The sequence below is a fragment of the Pseudonocardia sp. genome (assembly GCF_050250275.1).
Taxonomy (GTDB): Bacteria; Actinomycetota; Actinomycetes; order Mycobacteriales; family Pseudonocardiaceae; genus Pseudonocardia.
In genome coordinates this window covers 31,098-48,199 of sequence record NZ_JBFWOY010000031.1, presented here as the reverse complement: position 1 = coordinate 48,199, position 17,102 = coordinate 31,098, and the positions used below count along the sequence as shown (strand labels likewise).

Below are 17,102 nucleotides of genomic sequence, written 5' to 3'. Positions count from 1 at the left end.
GACGTTTCCAGCGAGGCACCCGCTACGACATCCGGGCGACCACCGAGTCCGGCTCCGGAAAACCCCCCATACCGTCTGGGGGGCGGCCGGTCAGCCGGTCGGGGCCGGGGGCACCGGGCCGTCGTCGGGGAGCGGGTCGACACGGTCGGTCTGCTCGGGCAGCAGCGGGGCCACCGCGAGGTCGGTGAGCAGCGCGCCGGCCGGGGCGGCCTGCACCGCGCGGACCCCGCCGCGGGCGGCGACCGCCGCCAGCCCGGCCCGGTCGGCGCGCACCACGACGGCCACCACGCAGGCGCAGTCCGTGGCGCCCAGTGCGGCCTGCTCGGCGGCGGCGACCGCGCCGGGGCGCCCGGTCCGCCGCGCCGCGTCGGCCTGCGCGGCGAGCTGGGCCCGCTGCCGCGCCACGTCGACCGCGGCCGCCACCGGGACGCCGGCGTCGAGGGTCTCGAAGCGCAGCGCCGTCTGGACCCGCGGGACCGGAACCCGCCACACCACCTGCAGGATCGCGGCGTCGCCTGCGATCGCGACGGCCCGGTCGCCGGTGACCGCGGCGTCGAGCTGGACCAGCGCGGGAACGACGACACCCGGTGCGGGCAGCGTCGCGGGCAGCGAGGCGAGGTAGTCGGCGACGGCGGCGCCCGGGTCGGGGCCCAGCCGCACCGACCCCGTCACCGACGGCGGCGGCCCCGTCGACACCGGGCGGCTGCCCGCGTACCAGGCGACGCCGAGCAGCACGACGAGGCACACCCCGAAGAGCGTGAGCCGCCGCCGGCCGGTCATCCCGGGCACTCAGTCCTGCAGCAGTTCCAGCGCCCGCGCCAGGTCGGCCGGGTAGGGGCTGACGAAGTCGACGCGGCGTCCGTCGCCGGGATGGGCGAAGCCGAGCTCGTGGGCGTGCAGCCACTGCCGGTCCAGCCGGACCCGCTTGGCGAGCGTCGGGTCGGCGCCGTAGGTCACGTCGCCGACACACGGGTGGCGCATCGCGGAGAAGTGCACCCGGATCTGGTGGGTGCGGCCCGTCTCCAGCCGGATGTCGAGCAGCGACGCCGACCGGAACGCCTCGATCGTGTCGTAGTGGGTGACGCTGGGCCGACCGCCCTCGACCACGGCGAAGCGCCAGTCGTGGCGGGGGTGGCGGTCGATGGGCGCGTCGATGGTGCCGCGGCTCGGGTCGGGGTGGCCCTGCACGACGGCGTGGTAGCGCTTGTCGACGGTGCGTTCCTTGAAGGCGCGCTTGAGCTCCGAGTACGCCTGCTCCGACTTGGCGACGACCATGACCCCGGTGGTGCCCGCGTCGAGCCGGTGCACGATGCCCTGCCGTTCGGCGGCGCCCGACGTCGCGACCCGGACCCCGAGCGCGGTCAGCCCACCCACCACGGTCGGGCCCGTCCAGCCGGGGCTGGGGTGCGCGGCGACGCCGACGGGCTTGTCGACGACGACGATGTCGTCGTCCTCGTAGAGGATGCCCAGCCCGGCGACGACCTCGGCGGGGCCGCTGATGACCGTCTCGCGTTCCGGATCGGGCAGCTCGACCTCCAGCCAGCCGCCCGCGACGAGCCGGTCGGACTTGCCGGCGACGGCTCCGTCGACGGCGACGCGGCCGTCCTCGGCCAGCGCGGCGGCGACGGTGCGTGAGAGCCCGAGCAGGCGGGCGAGCCCGGCGTCGACACGCATGCCGTCGAGGCCGTCGGGAACCGGGAGGCTGCGCAGCTCACCCACGGGCGGCAACGGGGTCGGGGGCGTTCACCGGGCCATTATCGCCGGGCCGCCCGCGCGCCCGGTGGCCGCCCGACCAGGCGTCGGCGCACCGGCGCCGCCGCCGCGGTCCGGTGGTGTCACCGGGGGTCAGCGGACGGGTGGTTCGCCGGTCCCCGGCTCGCGCGTCACGGCCAACCAGCGGGCGAACCGGCCGCCGCTGTCGACCGCCCGGATCCGGTCCTCGGTGGCCCGCCGCGCCTCGGCCGTGGTCACGACGAGCAGCTGGTCGCGCTCACGCAACCGGGTCTCCAGGTCGGGGGTGAAGGCCACCCCGTCGCGGACGACGAGGCTGACCGTCGCCCCCTTCGGCAGCCGCAGCTCGCGCAGGTAGACCCCGCGCAGCTTCGACCCGACGGGCACGCGGACCTGCAGCAGGTCGGCGCCGAGCTCGTCGAGCGGCGCGGCGTCGACCTCGACGTCCGTCATCTCGGTCGACTGCACGACCCGCAGCCGCGACGCCACCCACGGCAGCGTCGTGCCCTGCAGCAACGTCAGCACGACGACGAGCACGAAGACGACGTCGACCAGCTGCGACCCGGTCGGGGCCCCCTCGACGAGGGTGATCAGGGCCAGCACGATCGGGACGGCGCCGCGCAGCCCCGACCACGACAGGAACGCCTGTTCTCGCCAGGGGACCCGGAACGGCAGTGCCGCGGCGACGACGGACAGCGGCCGCGCGAGGACGAGCAGGACGGCGCCGGAGATCAGCGCCGGGACGACGGCGTCGCCGAGCCGCAGCGGGGAGACGTAGAGCCCGAGCAGCACGAACAGGCCGATCTGGGCCAGCCAGCCGGTGCCCTCGGCGAACGACAGCACACCGCCGCGGTGGGGCAGCCGGGAGTTGCCGAGCACGAGCGCGCAGACGTAGGTCGCGAGCAGGCCCGATGCGTGCGCGAACTGCCCGCAGGCGAAGCCGAGGACGCAGACCGACATCGTCGCGAGGGGGTAGAGGCCCGTCGACGGCAGCGCGGCACGGCGCAGCGCCCACGCCCCGGCCAGGCCGAGCGCGATGCCGATGACCCCGCCGGCGGCCAGCTCGTAGACGACGACCGCCGGGGTCCACCAGTGGAACGGGTCGCCCGAGGCGAGCAGCACGACGGCGAGGACGACGGGGGCGTCGTTGAACCCGGACTCCAGCTCCAGCGCACCGGCGAGGCGCCGCGAGACACCGACGCTGCGCAGGACGCTGAACACCGCCGCCGCGTCGGTGGACGACAGCACCGCACCCCACAGGAACGCGACCCGCCAGTCCAGGCCCAGGATCAGGTGCAGCGAGACACCGACGACGCCGATGCTCACCACGACGGCCACCGTCGACAGGGCGATGCCGACCCCGAGCGAAGGGCGCACCACGTCCCACCGGGTGGTCAGCCCGCCCTCGACGAGGATCAGGACCAGTGCGGCGATGCCGAGGTTCTCGGTGAGCAACGCGTCGGAGAACTGCAGGCCGAGCACCGACTCCCCGAGGACGACCCCGATCCCCAGGTACAGCAGCAGCGAGGGGAGCCCGAGGCGCACGGAGACGCGGACCGCCAGTACTCCTATCAGGACCACCGCGGCGACGACGCCGAGCAGCACCTCCAGACCCGCCATGCGCACCCTCCGCGGATCACTCTATTCGGCGCCGGATTCGTCCCTCCGGTGACCGATCCGGGGCCGGCCGGGAAGTTCAGGCGGCGGCGACGCCGGGTGAGGCGGGTGTCGGTCTGCGGTACCCGAAGCGGCCGAACAGCCAGATCACCGGGAGCGTGCAGGCGAGCGACACCGCGATGTAGAGCGGGCGTTGCAGCCACCAGGCGAGATCGGGGACCTGTTTCTCGCCGATCTCGCCGCTCCAGGCGTAGATCAGCCCGCGCCCGATGGCCATCCCGGTGGTGTGGAAGAGGAACACGGGCATGGCGAAGCGGTTGACGACCTCGACGATGCGCCGCGGGCGTGGCCGGTCGAGCCAGCGTTCGACGGTGGGGCGGCCCATCTCGGCCACCCCGATCTGGAAGATCAGCAGCGCGACGATGCACAGCGTCGGCGGCGCCATGTTCGACGTCTCCCCCGGCACGCCGACCATGGAGCCCGGGTACAGCCCGGAGAACACGAGCCCCACGAGCCCGAACAGGCCCGCCCACATCAGGGCGGCGTCGAACTGGCGTGGCGCCCGCACGACCTGCTCGTAGGAGAACCCGGCCTGGAACGCCAGACCCCACACGAAGATCATGTTGACGTAGGCGAGCTCCTCCATGCCCGCCCGGAACCGCAGGATGTCCACGACGACCACGAGGCCCGCGAACCACACCAGCGGCACCGCGCCGAAGTGCGTGCGCAGCCACAGCCACAGCGGCATGAGCGCGATCAGGCCGAGGTAGACGGCGATGAACCACAGCGGGCTGATCACCAGCAGCACCGCCCGGCCGACCCAGGCGATGTCGGACACCGCGCCGAACGCGGCGCCCAGCCCGATCCACACGACGGCCAGGACCAGGGCCGGGATCGACAGCTTGCGGATGTTGCGCCACACGAAGTGGCCGAGATGCTCGCCACGTCCCCGCGCCCGTTCCCAGGCCTTGAGATGGACGTAGCCGCCGACGTAGAAGAACAGCGGCAGCACCTGGAACAGCCAGGTCAGTGCCCACAGCCCCGTGGTGAAGCCCAACGGGCTCGTCGCGCCGGGGCCGGTCGGGCCCCACACCAGGATCGTGAAGGCCCAGTGCCACAGCACGACCACGAGGATCGAGAAGGCCCGCAGGAAGTCGACGTAGCGGTCGCGGGCCACCGCAACGTCCTGCGCGCCGGCCGCGGAGCGCGCACGGTCCTGCCCCTGGCCGGCGGCTGCGCCGGCCGGGTTGACGTCGGTCATCGTGGAAGTCCCCCCGTGCGCGCTCGGGTACCGTCGACCCCGATGGCCCCCACCACGGCGGGACGGTCGTGATGGCGACGGCCCTGCGGACACCCCCGGAGCGCGCCCGCCTCGCCGGGCGCACGCTGCGGCGACGGCTGGGCCTGTTCTCGGTGATCGCGATCCTGGCAGCGTCGAACGTCGTCAGCAACCGCCTGTGGCCCGAGGCCTACGTCCCGTGGAACGTCGGGGTCGCCGTGCTGCTCGTCCTGGTGGCCCGCCGCTGCGGCGTGACCTGGGCGGATATCGGGCTGTCGCGGGCGACGCTGCGGCGCGGGCTCGGGATCGGCATGCTCGCGCTCGCCGGGGTCGCCGCGCTGTACCTGATCGGGCTCGCGATCCCGGCCACCCGGGAGGCGTTCGACGACGCCCGCGCCGCCGGGACGCTGGGCGCCGCGCTGTTCGCCGCGCTGGTCCGGATCCCGCTCGGGACGGCGCTGCTGGAGGAGACCGCGTTCCGCGGAGTGCTGCCCGCGCTGGTCGGCGGGTCGTGGTGGCGGCAGACGCTGGTGTCCTCGGGACTGTTCGGGCTGTGGCACGTGCTGCCCTCGATCGGCATGGCGAGCGTGAACGCGGCGGTCGCCTCGTCGGTCGGCGGGTGGGGCGCGGTGGCCACGTCGGCCCTCGCCGTCGTCGCGACCTTCGCCGCAGGTGTGCTGCTGTGCATGTGGCGACGGTGGGGCGGGCACCTCGTGACGCCCTTCCTCGCCCACGTCGCCACGAACTCCCTCGGTGTCCTGATCGCCTGGTGGGTCGTCACGCACTGACCCGTGAGGGGGACTTGACCGGCGACCGGGGGCTGTCCCCCCATCGGGATCGGGAACCTTCCGGATGGTGGCGGGTACGCGGCGGTCCCTAGATTCGTCCCATGTCCACGGCAGTCTCACCCCCCGGCAGCGCCGTCGGCGGCCGGCCGGCACCGGCCGACCCGCTGCGTGCCTGGGCCTCCCCGGCCACCTGGCTCGGGGCCGCGCACCTGCTCCTCGACGTCTTCTTCGGCGTCGCGACGTGCTTCCTCGTGCTGTTCGGCCTGTTCTGGTCGGTGGTGCTCCTGCCGTTCGCCCTGCTCGGGGTACCGGTGTGGATGCTCACCGCGTGGGTCAGCACGGGGCTCGGCCTGATCGAGCGGACCCGCCACCGGCTGCTGCTCGGCGTCGACATCGAGGCGCAGCCGATGCCGCCCACGCAACGCCGTCCCCTGCGCTACGCCGGTGCGCTGCTGCGTGACCCCGGCGTCCAGCGGCGGATGGTCCACCAGGTGCTCGCCGCACCGCTGGGGGTGCTGACCTCGGGCATCGTCTACGGCCTGCTCGCGTTCGGATCGACGCTGCTGGTGATGCCCGTCGCGGTACTGGTCGCCGGCAACGACGAAGCGCACCTGTTCGGCATCCCGCTCGCCTCCGGGACCGCCCGCGGGCTGCTGGCCGGGCTGGGGCTCGTCCTGCTGCTGGTGACACCGGCCGTCGTGCGGGGTCTGGTCTCCGTGGACGTCGCCGTCGCCCGGTCGCTGCTCGGGCCCGTCCCCGGTGCGCTCGCCGCCCGGGTCGGAGAGCTCGAACGCAGCCGGGCCCGCGTCGTCGACTCCGTGGAGGCCGAGCGCCGCCGCATCGAACGCGACCTGCACGACGGCACCCAGCAGAGCCTCGTCTCGCTGGCCATGACGCTGGGCCGGGCCAAGGCGCGCTACCGCACCGAACCCGAGGCGGTCGGGGACCTGCTCGACGACGCCCACCAGCAGGCCAAGGACGCCGTCGTGGAACTCCGTGGGCTGATCCGCGGGCTGCACCCGCCGGTGCTGTCCGACCGCGGTCTCGACGCCGCCCTGCCGGCGCTGGCCGCCCGCTGCCCCGTGCCGGTCGAGCTCACCGTCGACGTCCCGGTGCGCCCGCCGCTCGCCGTCGAGTCCATCGGCTACTTCGTCGTCTCGGAGGCGCTGACGAACGTCGCCAAGCACTCCGGCGCCGCCTACGCGAGCGTCACCGTCACCGAGTCCGACCGGACACTGTGGATCACCATCAGCGACGACGGTCGCGGCGGCGCGGACGCCGCGTACGGGACGGGGCTGCGCGGGCTCGCCGACCGGGTGTCCGGTGTGGACGGGCAGCTGTCGGTCGACTCGCCCGCCGGCGGCCCGACGGTGCTGACGGTGGAGCTGCCGTGCCGGTGACTGCCTCAGTCGCACCGCGCGTCGTCCTCGCCGAGGACTCCGTTCTGCTCCGCGAGGGGCTGGAACGGCTGCTCACCGAGGCCGGCTTCGACGTCGTCGCCGCCGTCGGGGACGCGGAGTCGTTGCTGCGCAAGGTCGGCGACGACCAGCCGGACGTCGTCGTCGCCGACGTCCGGATGCCGCCCACCCACTCCGACGAGGGCCTGCGCGCCGCCCTGGTCATCCGGACCCGCTGGCCGTCGGTGGCGGTGCTGGTGCTGTCGCAGTACGTCGAGGAGCGCTACGCCACCGACCTGCTCGCCGGCGACACCCGCGGCGTCGGCTACCTGCTCAAGGACCGCGTCGCCGACGTCGAGAGCTTCATCGAGGCCCTGCACCGCGTCCGGGCGGGCGGCACCGCCCTCGACCCCGAGGTGGTCTCCCAGATCCTCACCCGCTCCCGGCGGACCGCGCCGCTGGCCGAGCTCACCCCGCGCGAACGCGACGTCCTGACCCTGATGGCCGAAGGCCGCTCCAACAGCGGTATCGCCGAGGCGCTGGTGGTGTCCGACGGTGCCGTCGAGAAACACGTCAGCGGCATCTTCGCGAAGTTCGCGCTCCCCGCCGCCCCGACCGACCACCGCCGCGTCCTCGCCGTGCTGCGCTACCTGGAGAGCTGATGACGGAGCTGATGGACACGACCGTCCTGCCGCCGCCCGCAGGCCACGGCGGGCCCCCGCGCCCGCGGCGCCCGCACCCGGCCCTGGTGGCCGCCGCCGTCGTGGTCGTGCTGGTCGCGGCCGTGGCCGGGGTCGGGCAGCTGCTCGGGTCCGCCGTGCACTCGACGACCGTCACCGACGCCACCTACACGCTCGCCTCACCGCGCCTGGCCGTCACCACGAACTCCGGGGACATCACCGTGGTCGCCGGCGACGACGACGCCGTCCACGTCCGCACCCAGGCCCGGCACGGGCTCGCCCCACCCGACCTGGTCGCGCGGTCCGGTCCCACAGGCCTGCTGCTCGACTCGCGCTGCAACGGGTTCCTCGGCGACTTCTGCCAGGTCTCCTACACCGTCGCCGTCCCGCGCACCGCCTCCCTGATGGTCACCGGCGGGGTCGGCGACGTCGTCGTCCGTGACCTCGACGGCCGCGTCGACGTCGACAACACCGCCGGCGACGTGCTGCTCACCGGGCTCGGCGGGGACGTCACCGTCCGCACCGTGTCCGGCGACGTCGTCGCCACCGGGCTGCGCTCGGGCTCGGTGCTGGCCGAGACCACCACCGGAGACGTCAGCGTCGCGGGAGCGGTCGCGCCCAGGAGCGTGACCGCGCGCAGCACCGTCGGCGACATCGACCTCGCCGTGCCCGGCACCAGGTCCTACCGGGTCGACCTCGGACCCGGGTCCGGACCCGGGTCCGGGCAGACCCGGGTGCTGGTGCCGGTCGACCCCACGGCCACGGCGACCCTCTCGGCGACCTCCGACCACGGCGACGTGACGGTCCGGCCGGCGTAGGCCAACGAGCGACCGCCGCCGGTCACGGTCGGCGCCGGGGTCTCACACCTGCCACGTCAGGGTCGCGGCGTGCCGGGGCCGCTCGGGCAGCGCGGCGAGCGCCTCGGCCACCTCGCCCACCCGGGCCGCCGGCAGGCACAACCGGCGGGTCACCCACTCCGCGTCCTGACGCGGCGGCGACTCCCGCTCCCAGCGCGCCACGTCGGGAGCGAGACCCATGTCGGCGAGGACGGCGACGGCGTCGTCGGTGCGGGCCGGCTCGGGGCGGCGCAGCCCGTGGAAGCGCAGCCACAGCGGGTCCAGCCAGGCCATCGGGTGCTCGTCGAACATCTCGACGACCACACCCCTGCGCGCCGCCGCCGTCAACGCCGCGGCGAACGGCGGCAGGTCGACGACGTTGTGCAGCACGTGGTGGGAGACCACGACGTCGGCGTGCCCCGCGGCCTCCGCGATCTCGGGCCAGCGGCCCTCGACGGTCGTGTACGGGATGCCGCGCTGCCGCGCGCCCTGGGCGAACACCTCCAGCATGTCGGGCTGGTGGTCGACACCGGTCACCGCCGTCAGGGCCCCGACCAGCGCGAACGCCGCCGCACCACCTCCGCAGCCGACGTCGAGCACCGTGCCCGAACCGCGAAGCAGCCCGAGCGCCGACACCCGCGACGGGGTGTCGGCGGGCTCGTCGGGCGCGGCGAAGTCGCGCGGATCGTGCACCCACGGGCTCGCGGACGCCTGCGCGAGGATCTCCGACGGGATGCCTCTGCCCGACTGCAGGTCGTGCCACCGCCTCGCCGCGCCGATCATGACCTCACCCTACGACGCACCCCCGCCGTACGCCGTCGGCGCCGCCGACGTGCCTCCCGCCACCCACCGGCAGGCTGCGCAGCACCCTCGCCGCACCCTTTCCGTCCCGCCGCGCCGCGCGGGCCGGCCACGTCCGTCGCCGGGCCGGTGACCGCCACGGGTCCGGACGCCGCGCCGACGCCCGGCTCTCACCCTGGCCGGCGCACGACGCCCCGCACCACCAGCTCGACCGTGACGACGACCGCGACCGTCTCCGCCGCTAACAGCCCGGCCAGCACCAGGACCTGCGCCGCCCCCGCAGCCACCGGGTCCCCACCGCCCAGCAGGACACCGACGAACGCGCCCGGCAACGTCACCAGCCCCACCGTCCGGGTCTGGTCGAGCGCCGGGACCAGCGCCTCCGCGCCCGCCGGCCGGACCACCAGCATCGCGGCCTCACGCACGCCGAACCCCAGCGACAGCGCCGCCTCGTACTCCCCGCGCCGGGCCACCAGCCCGTCGAGCGCCCGGCGCCCCGCCAGCGACGTCGCGGTCATGGCCCCGCCCACCACGATCCCGGTGATCGGGACGACCGCGATGCCCGTCAGCGGCACCGTTCCCGACGCCAGGACGACCGCGAGGACGGGAACCGCGCCGGCCACGATCGCTGCCCCCGCCGCCAGGCCACTGCGGTGCCGCGTCATCCGGCGGGCCGACGTCCACGTCGCCACCACGACCATGAGCAGCGTGAACGCCGCCGTCGACCACCACGAGCGCACGACGACGAGGATCACCAGCGACACCGCGCCCAGCTGCACGACGGCCCGCACCGCCGCGACGGCTGTCATCCGCGACGTGCCGACCCGGCCGACGACACCCGCCGCCACCGCGACGCCGACGAGCACCACGAGCGCCACCAGCAGCGGCCACCCGATCCCGATCACGGACGCGAGCCTCCTGCACGCGGCGAGCCGCCGGCGAGCCGGGCGCCCCGTCGCGCAGGAGCCGGATCCGGGGGCGGCCTCACGCCGGGCCGGCGGCCCGCGCGGGTGCCTCCGCCGCGCGCATCGCCGCGGTGGGCAGCCACAGCGTGAACACCGGCGGCCGGGCCCGGGTGAGCGTGAGCCGGCCGCCGTCGGCCTCGGCGAGGCCCCTGGCCAGGGCGAGCCCGATCCCGTGCCCGCCGCCGGTGGACCGCCGCGCGAACAGCTCGGCGGCGGGCACCGTGACGCAGCCGGCCTCGTCGGCCACGTCGACGGCCACCGCACCCGACGCCGCGCGCACCCGCACGGTGACGGTGCCCGCGCCGTGGCGTACGGCGTTGTCGAGCAGCACCGCGACCACCTGCCGCACCGCGGCCGCCGACGCCGCCGCGGCCGGCACCCCGGGCTCGACGTCGACGACGAGGCTCCGGTCGACCGCCCCGAGCAGCGGTCTGCGGTGGCCCGCGACGTCGCCGACGAGCGTGGCGACGTCGATCAGGTCCCCGGCCCGGCGGCCGCCGCCACGGGCCAGGGCCAGCAGATCCTCGACGGTGCGCTGCAGCCCGTCGGCCGACCCGACCGCCTCGGTGACCGCGACACGCAGGTCGGCCTCCGGGTCGTCGAGGGCGCTCTCCAGGCCGAGCCGCAGCCCGGCGAGCGGGGTGCGCAACTGGTGGGAGGCATCCGCGGTGAAGGCCCGTTCACGGGCGACGAGCTCGCCGAGCCGGTCTGCGGTCGAGTTGAGGTCCGCGCCGACGGAGTCGATCTCCGGGATGCCGGCCCGGGGCGAGCGCACGGTGAAGTCCCCGTCGCCGAGGCGGCGCGCCGCGCCGGAGAGCTGCTCCAGCGGCCCGGCGAGCCGGGTGGCCTGTCGCCGCGCCACCGCCCAGGCCGCGAGGACCGCCGCGACAGCCAGCGCGAGCATCACCGCCCACACGGCCGCGACCTGCAGGTACACCTCGGTCGACGACCCCGAGACGCGGATCGCGCCCGCCCGGGGATCCGCGCCGGTCACCGCGAGGACCACGAGACCATCGGTGTCACCGGGGTCGGAGCCGTCGAGGACGTGCCGCACAGCGGCGTCGGCCGTGGCCGGCCCGGTGCCGAGGATCCGGTCACCGGAGGTGTCGTAGAGGGCGACGTCGGCCCGCTCCGCCGTCGCCGGGAGCCGCGGCGCGTGCCCGGACGCGAGATCGACCGCCACCGAGAGCGCCGCGACCGTCGCGACCTGGTCGAGCTCGGAGCGTTCGTCGGCGGCCAGGTAGGCCGCGACGATCCCGGCCAGCGGCAGCCCGAACAACCCGGTCGCGAGCACCGCGGCGACCACGGTGAGGACGACGATCCGACGGCGCACCTCAGGCCTGCGGGGCGTCGAGCCGGTAACCGTGCCCGCGCAGCGTCACGATCTCGGGCATCCGTGACCCGCCGGCAGCCTCCAGCCGTCTGCGCAGCGCCGCGACGTGCACGTCGAGGGTCTTCGTCGAGCCGAACCAGTGCTCGTCCCACACCTGCGCGATCAGCACGTCGCGGCTCACGGCGACACCGGGGCGCGCGGCCAGCCGGGCGAGCAGGTCGTACTCGCGGGGCCGCAGGTGCACGGGCCGGCCGGCGACCGTCACCTGCCTGCTCGCGACGTCGAGGGCGAGGTCGCCGAGCCGGGTGGGCCCGCCGGGCCGGCTCGCCTCGACCCGGCGCAGGTGCGCCGCCACCCGTGCGTGCAGCTCGGCGAGCCGGACGGGCTTGACCAGGTAGTCGTCGGCGCCGGACTCCAGCCCGAGCACGACGTCCATCTCCTCGTCGCGGGCGGTGAGCATCACGATCACCGCGTCGGGCAGCACCGGCCGCAGCTCCCGGCACACGGTGAGCCCGTCGGCGTCGGGCAGCCCCAGGTCGAGCAGGACTAGGTCGAACGCACCGTCGTCGGGCGCGCGCAGCGCCGTCGCCGCGTCGGGGGCCCGGACGACGTCGTGCCCGTGCACGGTCAGGGTCCGCACCAGCGCCGCGCCGATCGTCTCGTCGTCCTCGACCACCAGAAGTCGTGCCACACCGTCGACGGTACGAGCCCGCCGACCTGCGGACCGCCCGGTCCGCAGGTGCTAACCGAACGTTTGCCCGCCGCTGGCCGGACCCGTGCCCTCGGCTTCCTAACGTTCACCACGTGGCAGGTCGTCGGCGGTCTGGTGTGGACGGCCGGGCTCGTCCTGGCCGGCTACGCGCTGGGCGCGACCGTCCCGGGTGTCGACGCCTACCTGCTGCCCGTCGTCGCGGCCGTCGTCGCCGTGTCGCTGGTCCCCCTCGCCCTCGAGGTCCGCCGGGAGCGCCGGCGGACCCGCGCCTGACCCCCCGCCGATCTCACCGAAGGAGACCGACCGTGGCCACAACCCCTGAGGCGACCCTTGCGCCGCAACGACCCCTGCGCTGTTCCGACGCCGAACGCGACACCGTCGCCGACCGGCTGCGCACCGTCCTCACCGAGGGCAGGCTCACCGCCGAGGAGACCGGCGCCGCGTCGCTGCTCCTGCACGGCGTGCACGACCACCCCGAGTTCCGGTGAGCGGGCTCGGCTGGGTCGAGGCGATCGTCGTCGGCGCTCTCCAGGGCGTCGCCGAACTGTTCCCGGTGTCGAGCCTCGGGCACAGCATCCTGCTGCCGGCCGTCGTCGGCGGGTCCTGGGCGCAGGACCTCGACGTCAGCGCCCCCGAGTCGCCCTACCTCGCGTTCGTCGTCGGCCTGCACGTCGCGACGGCGCTCGCGCTGGTCGTGTTCTTCCGCCGCGACTGGATGCGCGTCGTCCGCGGGCTCGTCACCAGCGTCGCCCGCCGCGAGGTCCGCACCCCCGACCAGCGGCTCGCGTGGCTGCTGGTGCTGGCGACGATCCCCGTCGGCGTCGCCGGGCTCGCGCTCGAACACCTCTTCCGCACCGTGTTCAGCCGCCCCGTCCCGACCGCGATCTTCCTGGTGCTCAACGGGTTCGTCCTGCTCGCCGGGGAGCGGCTGACCGCGCGGGCGGTGCGGCGGGAGGCCGTCCCGGCAGCGGGCACCGGCACCGCGACGGCGACCGTCGTCCTCCCGGCCGTCGACGAGGTCGTCGTCGACCGGCGGCTCGCCCGGCTCGGCGTCGGGCGGGCCGTGCTCGTCGGCGCGGCCCAGATCGCGGCGCTGCTGCCCGGGATCAGCCGGTCGGGCAGCGCGATGGTCGCGGGGCTGTCGCTGGGCCTGCCCCGCGCCGACGCCGCGCGCTTCTCGTTCCTGCTCGCGACGCCGGTGATCCTGGCCGCGGGTGTGCTCAAGCTCGGCGACCTCGCCGGCCCGCTGGGCGACGGCATCCGCCCCCAGATCATCGTCGGCAGCGTCCTGTCGGGTGTCGGGGCGTACCTGTCGGTGCGGTTCCTGACCCGGTACTTCGAGCACAGGTCGTTGCGCCCCTTCGGGTTCTACTGCATCGCGGCGGGGCTGGCGTGCCTGGTGTGGTTCGCCGTGCGCTGAGGTGGAGCGCGCCTTCCCGAGATGCAGGAACGGCACCTTCCCGCAACCCGGTTGCGGGAAGGTGCCGTTCCTGCGGTACGGCGGGCAGGGCGTCAGGCGCGGGCCACGTGCACCGCGACCCGGTGCGAACCCGTGCCGTCCGCGGCCGCCGCGGCGGTGCCGACGAGCGTCGGCTCGGCCGGCTCCTCGTACACCACCGAGGTGGCCAGCACCTCGCCGGCGACGAACGCCTCGTGGGTGCGGACCGCGGCGCCGACCTCGGCGTCGCCCCCGATCGTCAGCACGATCCGGTCGGAGACGTCGAGTCCCGCGTCGCGGCGGGCCTGCTGCACGACACGCACCACGTCGCGCGCCGCGCCCTCCGCCGCGAGGTCCGGCGTCACCGCGGTGTCGAGGACGACGAGCCCGGTGTTGCCCGGCAACGCCGCCGTCTCGGCCGGGTCGGCCGCCACGAGCTTCTCGGTGTACTCGCCGTCGAGCAACGGGATGCCACCGGCGACGACGGTACCGTCGGGCTCCGTCGTCCACTCACCGGCCTTGACCGCCTTGATGACCTTCTGGGTGTCGCCGCCCAGGCGCGGGCCGCAGGCCCGGGCGTTGACGGCCAGCTCGAACCGGCCGTGGGCGGCGACGTCGGTGGTCAGCGTGACGTCCTTGACGTTCACCTCGTCGCGCAGGATGTCGGCGAACGGGGCGAGCGTCTCGGCGTCGGCCGAGGCGACGGTGAGCCGGGCCAGCGGCAGCCGGACCCGCTTGTTGCGCGCCTTGCGCAGCGACGACGCCGACGACGCCACCTGCCGCACCCGGTCCATCGCGGTGACCAGCGCCGCGTCGTGCGGGAGCTCGTCGCGGGCGGGCCAGTCGGCCAGGTGCACCGAACGCCCGCCGGTCAGCCCCTGCCAGACGCGTTCCATCGCCAGCGGCAGCAGCGGTGCCGCGACGCGGGCGGTCACCTCCAGGACGGTGTGCAGGGTGTCGATGGCGTCGGCGTCGCCGTCCCAGAACCGGTCCCGGGAGCGGCGCACGTACCAGTTGGTGAGCACCTCCGCGTGGTCGCGGACCTGCTCGCACGCGCCGGCGATGTCGTAGACGTCGAGCGCGTCGGTCACCCCGTCGACCAGCTCCGCGGTCTTGGCCAGCACGTACCGGTCGAGGACGTGCGTCGAGTCGGTGCGGGTGACGCCCCGGCGCCCGGCCGCGCCCGCATAGAGCGACAGGAAGTACCACGTGTTCCACAGCGGCAGCAGCGCCTGGCGCACCCCCTCGCGGATGCCCTGCTCGGTGACGACGAGGTTCCCGCCGCGCAGGATCGGGCTCGCCATGAGGAACCAGCGCATGGCGTCGGAGCCGTCGCGCTCGAAGACCTCGTTGACGTCGGGGTAATTGCGGCGCGACTTCGACATCTTCGTGCCGTCGTCGCCCAGCACGATGCCGTGCGCGACGCACGAGCTGAACGACGGCCGGTCGAACAGGGCCGTGGCCAGCACGTGCAGCGTGTAGAACCAGCCGCGGGTCTGCCCGTTGTACTCGACGATGAAGTCGCCCGGGTAGTGGTGCTCGAACCAGTCGGCGTTCTCGAACGGGTAGTGCACCTGCGCGTAGGGCATCGAGCCCGACTCGAACCAGCAGTCGAGCACCTCCGGCACCCGGCGCATCGTCGAGCGGCCCGTCGGGTCGTCCGGGTTGGGCCGGGTCAGCTCGTCGACGTAGGGCCGGTGCAGGTCGGTCGGGCGCACCCCGAAGTCGCGCTCCAGCTCGTCGAGCGAGCCGTACACGTCCACCCGCGGGTACGCCGGGTCGTCCGACATCCACACCGGGATCGGGCTGCCCCAGTAGCGGGTCCGCGAGATCGACCAGTCGATCGCGTTCTCCAGCCACTTCCCGAACTGGCCGTCCCGCACGTGCGAGGGCACCCACGTGATCTGCTCGTTGAGCTCCACCATGCGGTCGCGGAACGCCGTGACCCGCACGAACCAGGAGTCGACGGCACGCTGGATCAGCGGGTTGCCGCAGCGCCAGCAGTGCGGGTAGGCGTGGTCGTAGGTCTCGCGGCGCAGCAGCACGCCGTGCACGTGCGGCGCGCCGTTCTTCAGGTCGTCGATGATGTGCGGGTTCGCGTCGAAGACCTGCATGCCCTCGTAGGGCGGCACCGTCGCGTCGAACCTGCCCGCGCCGTCGACCGGCACCACGACCTCGATGCCCGCGGCGTCGGTGACGACCTTGTCCTCCTCACCGAACGCGGGCGCGATGTGCACCACGCCCGTGCCGTCGTCGGTGGTGACGTAGTCGGCGGCGAGGATGCGGTGGGCGTTCTCCCGGCCGACGAAGAAGTCGAACGGCGGCGTGTAGGAGGTGCCGACGAGCTCCGCGCCCGTCAACGTCCGCAGCACCTCGGGCTCCTCGCCCAGCTCACGGGCGTAGGCACCGACCCGCGCGGCGGCCAGCAGGTACTTCTCCCCGTTCGCCGCGACGAGCGCGTACTCGACGTCGCGGTTGACCGCCATCGCCAGGTTCGACGGCAGCGTCCACGGCGTCGTCGTCCAGATCAGGGCGAGCGCCCCGTCGAGATCCGTTCCCGGCGCGGTCAGCCGCAGCCCGACGGTGACGGCCGGGTCCTGCCGGTCCCGGTAGGCGTCGTCCATCTTGGTCTCCGACGCCGACAGCGGGGTGCCGTCGTGCCAGCAGTACCAGAGGACGCGGAAACCCTGGTAGACGTAACCCTTGTCGTACAGGGTCTTGAACGCCCACATGACGGATTCCATGTAGTCCAGATCGAGCGTCTTGTAGTCGTGGTCGAAGTCGACCCAGCGGGCCTGGCGGGTCACGTACTCGCGCCACTCGTCGGTGTAGCGCAGCACCGACTCCTTGCAGGCCGCGTTGAACTCCGCGACGCCCATGGCATCGATGTCGGACTTGCCCTTGAGGCCCAGCTGGCGCTCGGCCTCGGTCTCGGCGGGCAGGCCGTGGGTGTCCCAGCCGAACCGGCGCTCGACGTGCTTGCCGCGCATCGTCTGGTAGCGCGGCACGACGTCCTTGACGTAGCCGGTGAGCAGGTGCCCGTAGTGCGGGAGGCCGTTGGCGAAGGGCGGGCCGTCGTAGAAGACGAACTCGTTGTCGCCGTCGTTGCCCGCGGGCCTGGCCGCGACCGACGCCCGGAACGTGTCGTCGGCGGCCCAGAAGTCGAGGACCTCGCGCTCGAGCGCGGGGAACGACGGGTGCGCCGCAACGGCGGGATACCCGGGATCGTGGTCGGCCATGGCGGTGGTGCTCCTCGTGCGGCTCGCGGATCTCTGCCTGCACGGGGACGACGACCCGTCACCGGGAGCCGCGGTACCACCCCGCTTGCCGCGTGCCCGCCGGACACCGGCGGCCGCGTGGCCTCTCGTTCGACGGCTGTGACGGGCCGCACCCGCCCGGTTCTACTCCGGGCCGGCGTGCGCCCGTTTCTTCCGGAGGCTCCCCGGTGATGGCCGGATCGACGCCGTTGGTCCTGCGTGTGGGACCAGGGTAGCGCGCGGGCGCCACCGCTTTCCCCGCGCCCCG

General features: G+C 74.6%; 16 protein-coding genes. 7 read left to right on the top strand and 9 right to left on the bottom strand.

Annotated elements, in window-relative coordinates; genetic code table 11:
• Positions 1-90: 90 nt before the first annotated feature.
• From AB7F12_RS24485 to AB7F12_RS24470, 4 genes are all read right to left on the bottom strand, one after another.
• Positions 91-780 carry a hypothetical protein gene (locus AB7F12_RS24485; protein WP_428497444.1) on the bottom strand — a complete coding sequence of 230 codons (690 nt, stop codon included), beginning with the start codon at positions 778-780 and terminating at the stop codon, positions 91-93.
• Positions 781-789: 9 nt separating this feature from the next.
• The gene (locus AB7F12_RS24480) at positions 790-1,674 is read right to left on the bottom strand and encodes an RluA family pseudouridine synthase (RefSeq protein ID WP_428497461.1); all 885 of its coding nucleotides are present in this window, start codon (positions 1,672-1,674) and stop codon (positions 790-792) included.
• A 171-nt stretch (positions 1,675-1,845) separates the two neighbouring features.
• Positions 1,846-3,351 (bottom strand): potassium/proton antiporter, encoded by a 1,506-nt coding sequence (locus AB7F12_RS24475; RefSeq protein WP_428497445.1) that lies wholly within the window; start codon positions 3,349-3,351, stop codon positions 1,846-1,848.
• Between the two features lie 76 nt (positions 3,352-3,427).
• Positions 3,428-4,609: an acyltransferase family protein gene (locus AB7F12_RS24470; protein WP_428497446.1), complete on the bottom strand. Its 1,182-nt coding sequence runs from the start codon at positions 4,607-4,609 to the stop codon at positions 3,428-3,430.
• A 71-nt stretch (positions 4,610-4,680) separates the two neighbouring features.
• On the opposite strand from AB7F12_RS24470, the gene AB7F12_RS24465 reads away from it, so the two are divergent.
• The 4 genes from AB7F12_RS24465 (at position 4,681) to AB7F12_RS24450 (ending at position 8,310) form a co-directional block, all read left to right on the top strand.
• Complete coding sequence (locus AB7F12_RS24465; RefSeq protein ID WP_428497447.1) at positions 4,681-5,415, top strand: CPBP family intramembrane glutamic endopeptidase; 735 nt, start codon at positions 4,681-4,683, stop codon at positions 5,413-5,415.
• A gap of 101 nt (positions 5,416-5,516) precedes the next feature.
• Entirely contained in the window at positions 5,517-6,815 is a 1,299-nt protein-coding gene (locus AB7F12_RS24460; protein WP_428497448.1) for a sensor histidine kinase, read from the top strand.
• Complete coding sequence (locus AB7F12_RS24455; RefSeq protein WP_428497449.1) at positions 6,812-7,474, top strand: response regulator; 663 nt, start codon at positions 6,812-6,814, stop codon at positions 7,472-7,474. The genes AB7F12_RS24460 and AB7F12_RS24455 overlap by 4 nt, the downstream gene beginning before the upstream one ends.
• Positions 7,474-8,310 carry a DUF4097 family beta strand repeat-containing protein gene (locus AB7F12_RS24450; protein WP_428497450.1) on the top strand — a complete coding sequence of 279 codons (837 nt, stop codon included), beginning with the start codon at positions 7,474-7,476 and terminating at the stop codon, positions 8,308-8,310. The genes AB7F12_RS24455 and AB7F12_RS24450 overlap by 1 nt, the downstream gene beginning before the upstream one ends.
• Before the next feature lie 42 nt (positions 8,311-8,352).
• Here the strand turns inward: AB7F12_RS24450 and AB7F12_RS24445 are convergent, their stop codons facing one another.
• The 4 genes from AB7F12_RS24445 to AB7F12_RS24430 all read right to left on the bottom strand — a co-directional run bounded on the left by AB7F12_RS24445 (position 8,353) and on the right by AB7F12_RS24430 (position 12,118).
• The gene (locus AB7F12_RS24445; RefSeq protein ID WP_428497451.1) at positions 8,353-9,111 is read right to left on the bottom strand and encodes a class I SAM-dependent methyltransferase; all 759 of its coding nucleotides are present in this window, start codon (positions 9,109-9,111) and stop codon (positions 8,353-8,355) included.
• A gap of 188 nt (positions 9,112-9,299) precedes the next feature.
• Positions 9,300-10,031 carry an ABC transporter permease gene (locus AB7F12_RS24440; RefSeq protein WP_428497462.1) on the bottom strand — a complete coding sequence of 244 codons (732 nt, stop codon included), beginning with the start codon at positions 10,029-10,031 and terminating at the stop codon, positions 9,300-9,302.
• Positions 10,032-10,113: 82 nt separating this feature from the next.
• Positions 10,114-11,427, bottom strand: a complete 1,314-nt coding sequence (locus AB7F12_RS24435; RefSeq protein WP_428497452.1) for a sensor histidine kinase — start codon at positions 11,425-11,427, stop codon at positions 10,114-10,116.
• 1 nt (position 11,428) lies between these two features.
• Positions 11,429-12,118 carry a response regulator transcription factor gene (locus AB7F12_RS24430; RefSeq protein ID WP_428497453.1) on the bottom strand — a complete coding sequence of 230 codons (690 nt, stop codon included), beginning with the start codon at positions 12,116-12,118 and terminating at the stop codon, positions 11,429-11,431.
• Between the two features lie 48 nt (positions 12,119-12,166).
• Between AB7F12_RS24430 and AB7F12_RS24425 the strand changes: the two genes are divergently transcribed.
• The 3 genes from AB7F12_RS24425 to AB7F12_RS24415 are packed head-to-tail and all read left to right on the top strand — an operon-like array spanning position 12,167 to position 13,559.
• Positions 12,167-12,412, top strand: a complete 246-nt coding sequence (locus AB7F12_RS24425; protein WP_428518005.1) for a hypothetical protein — start codon at positions 12,167-12,169, stop codon at positions 12,410-12,412.
• Positions 12,413-12,444: 32 nt separating this feature from the next.
• The gene (locus tag AB7F12_RS24420) at positions 12,445-12,627 is read left to right on the top strand and encodes a DUF1707 domain-containing protein (RefSeq protein ID WP_428497455.1); all 183 of its coding nucleotides are present in this window, start codon (positions 12,445-12,447) and stop codon (positions 12,625-12,627) included.
• On the top strand, positions 12,624-13,559 hold the full coding sequence (locus tag AB7F12_RS24415) for an undecaprenyl-diphosphate phosphatase (protein WP_428497456.1): 936 nt from the start codon (positions 12,624-12,626) through the stop codon (positions 13,557-13,559). The genes AB7F12_RS24420 and AB7F12_RS24415 overlap by 4 nt, the downstream gene beginning before the upstream one ends.
• 92 nt (positions 13,560-13,651) lie before the next feature.
• Here AB7F12_RS24415 and ileS read toward each other — a convergent pair whose 3' ends face one another.
• Positions 13,652-16,816 (bottom strand): isoleucine--tRNA ligase, encoded by a 3,165-nt coding sequence (gene ileS / locus AB7F12_RS24410; RefSeq protein WP_428497457.1) that lies wholly within the window; start codon positions 16,814-16,816, stop codon positions 13,652-13,654.
• Positions 16,817-17,102: the final 286 nt, after the last annotated feature.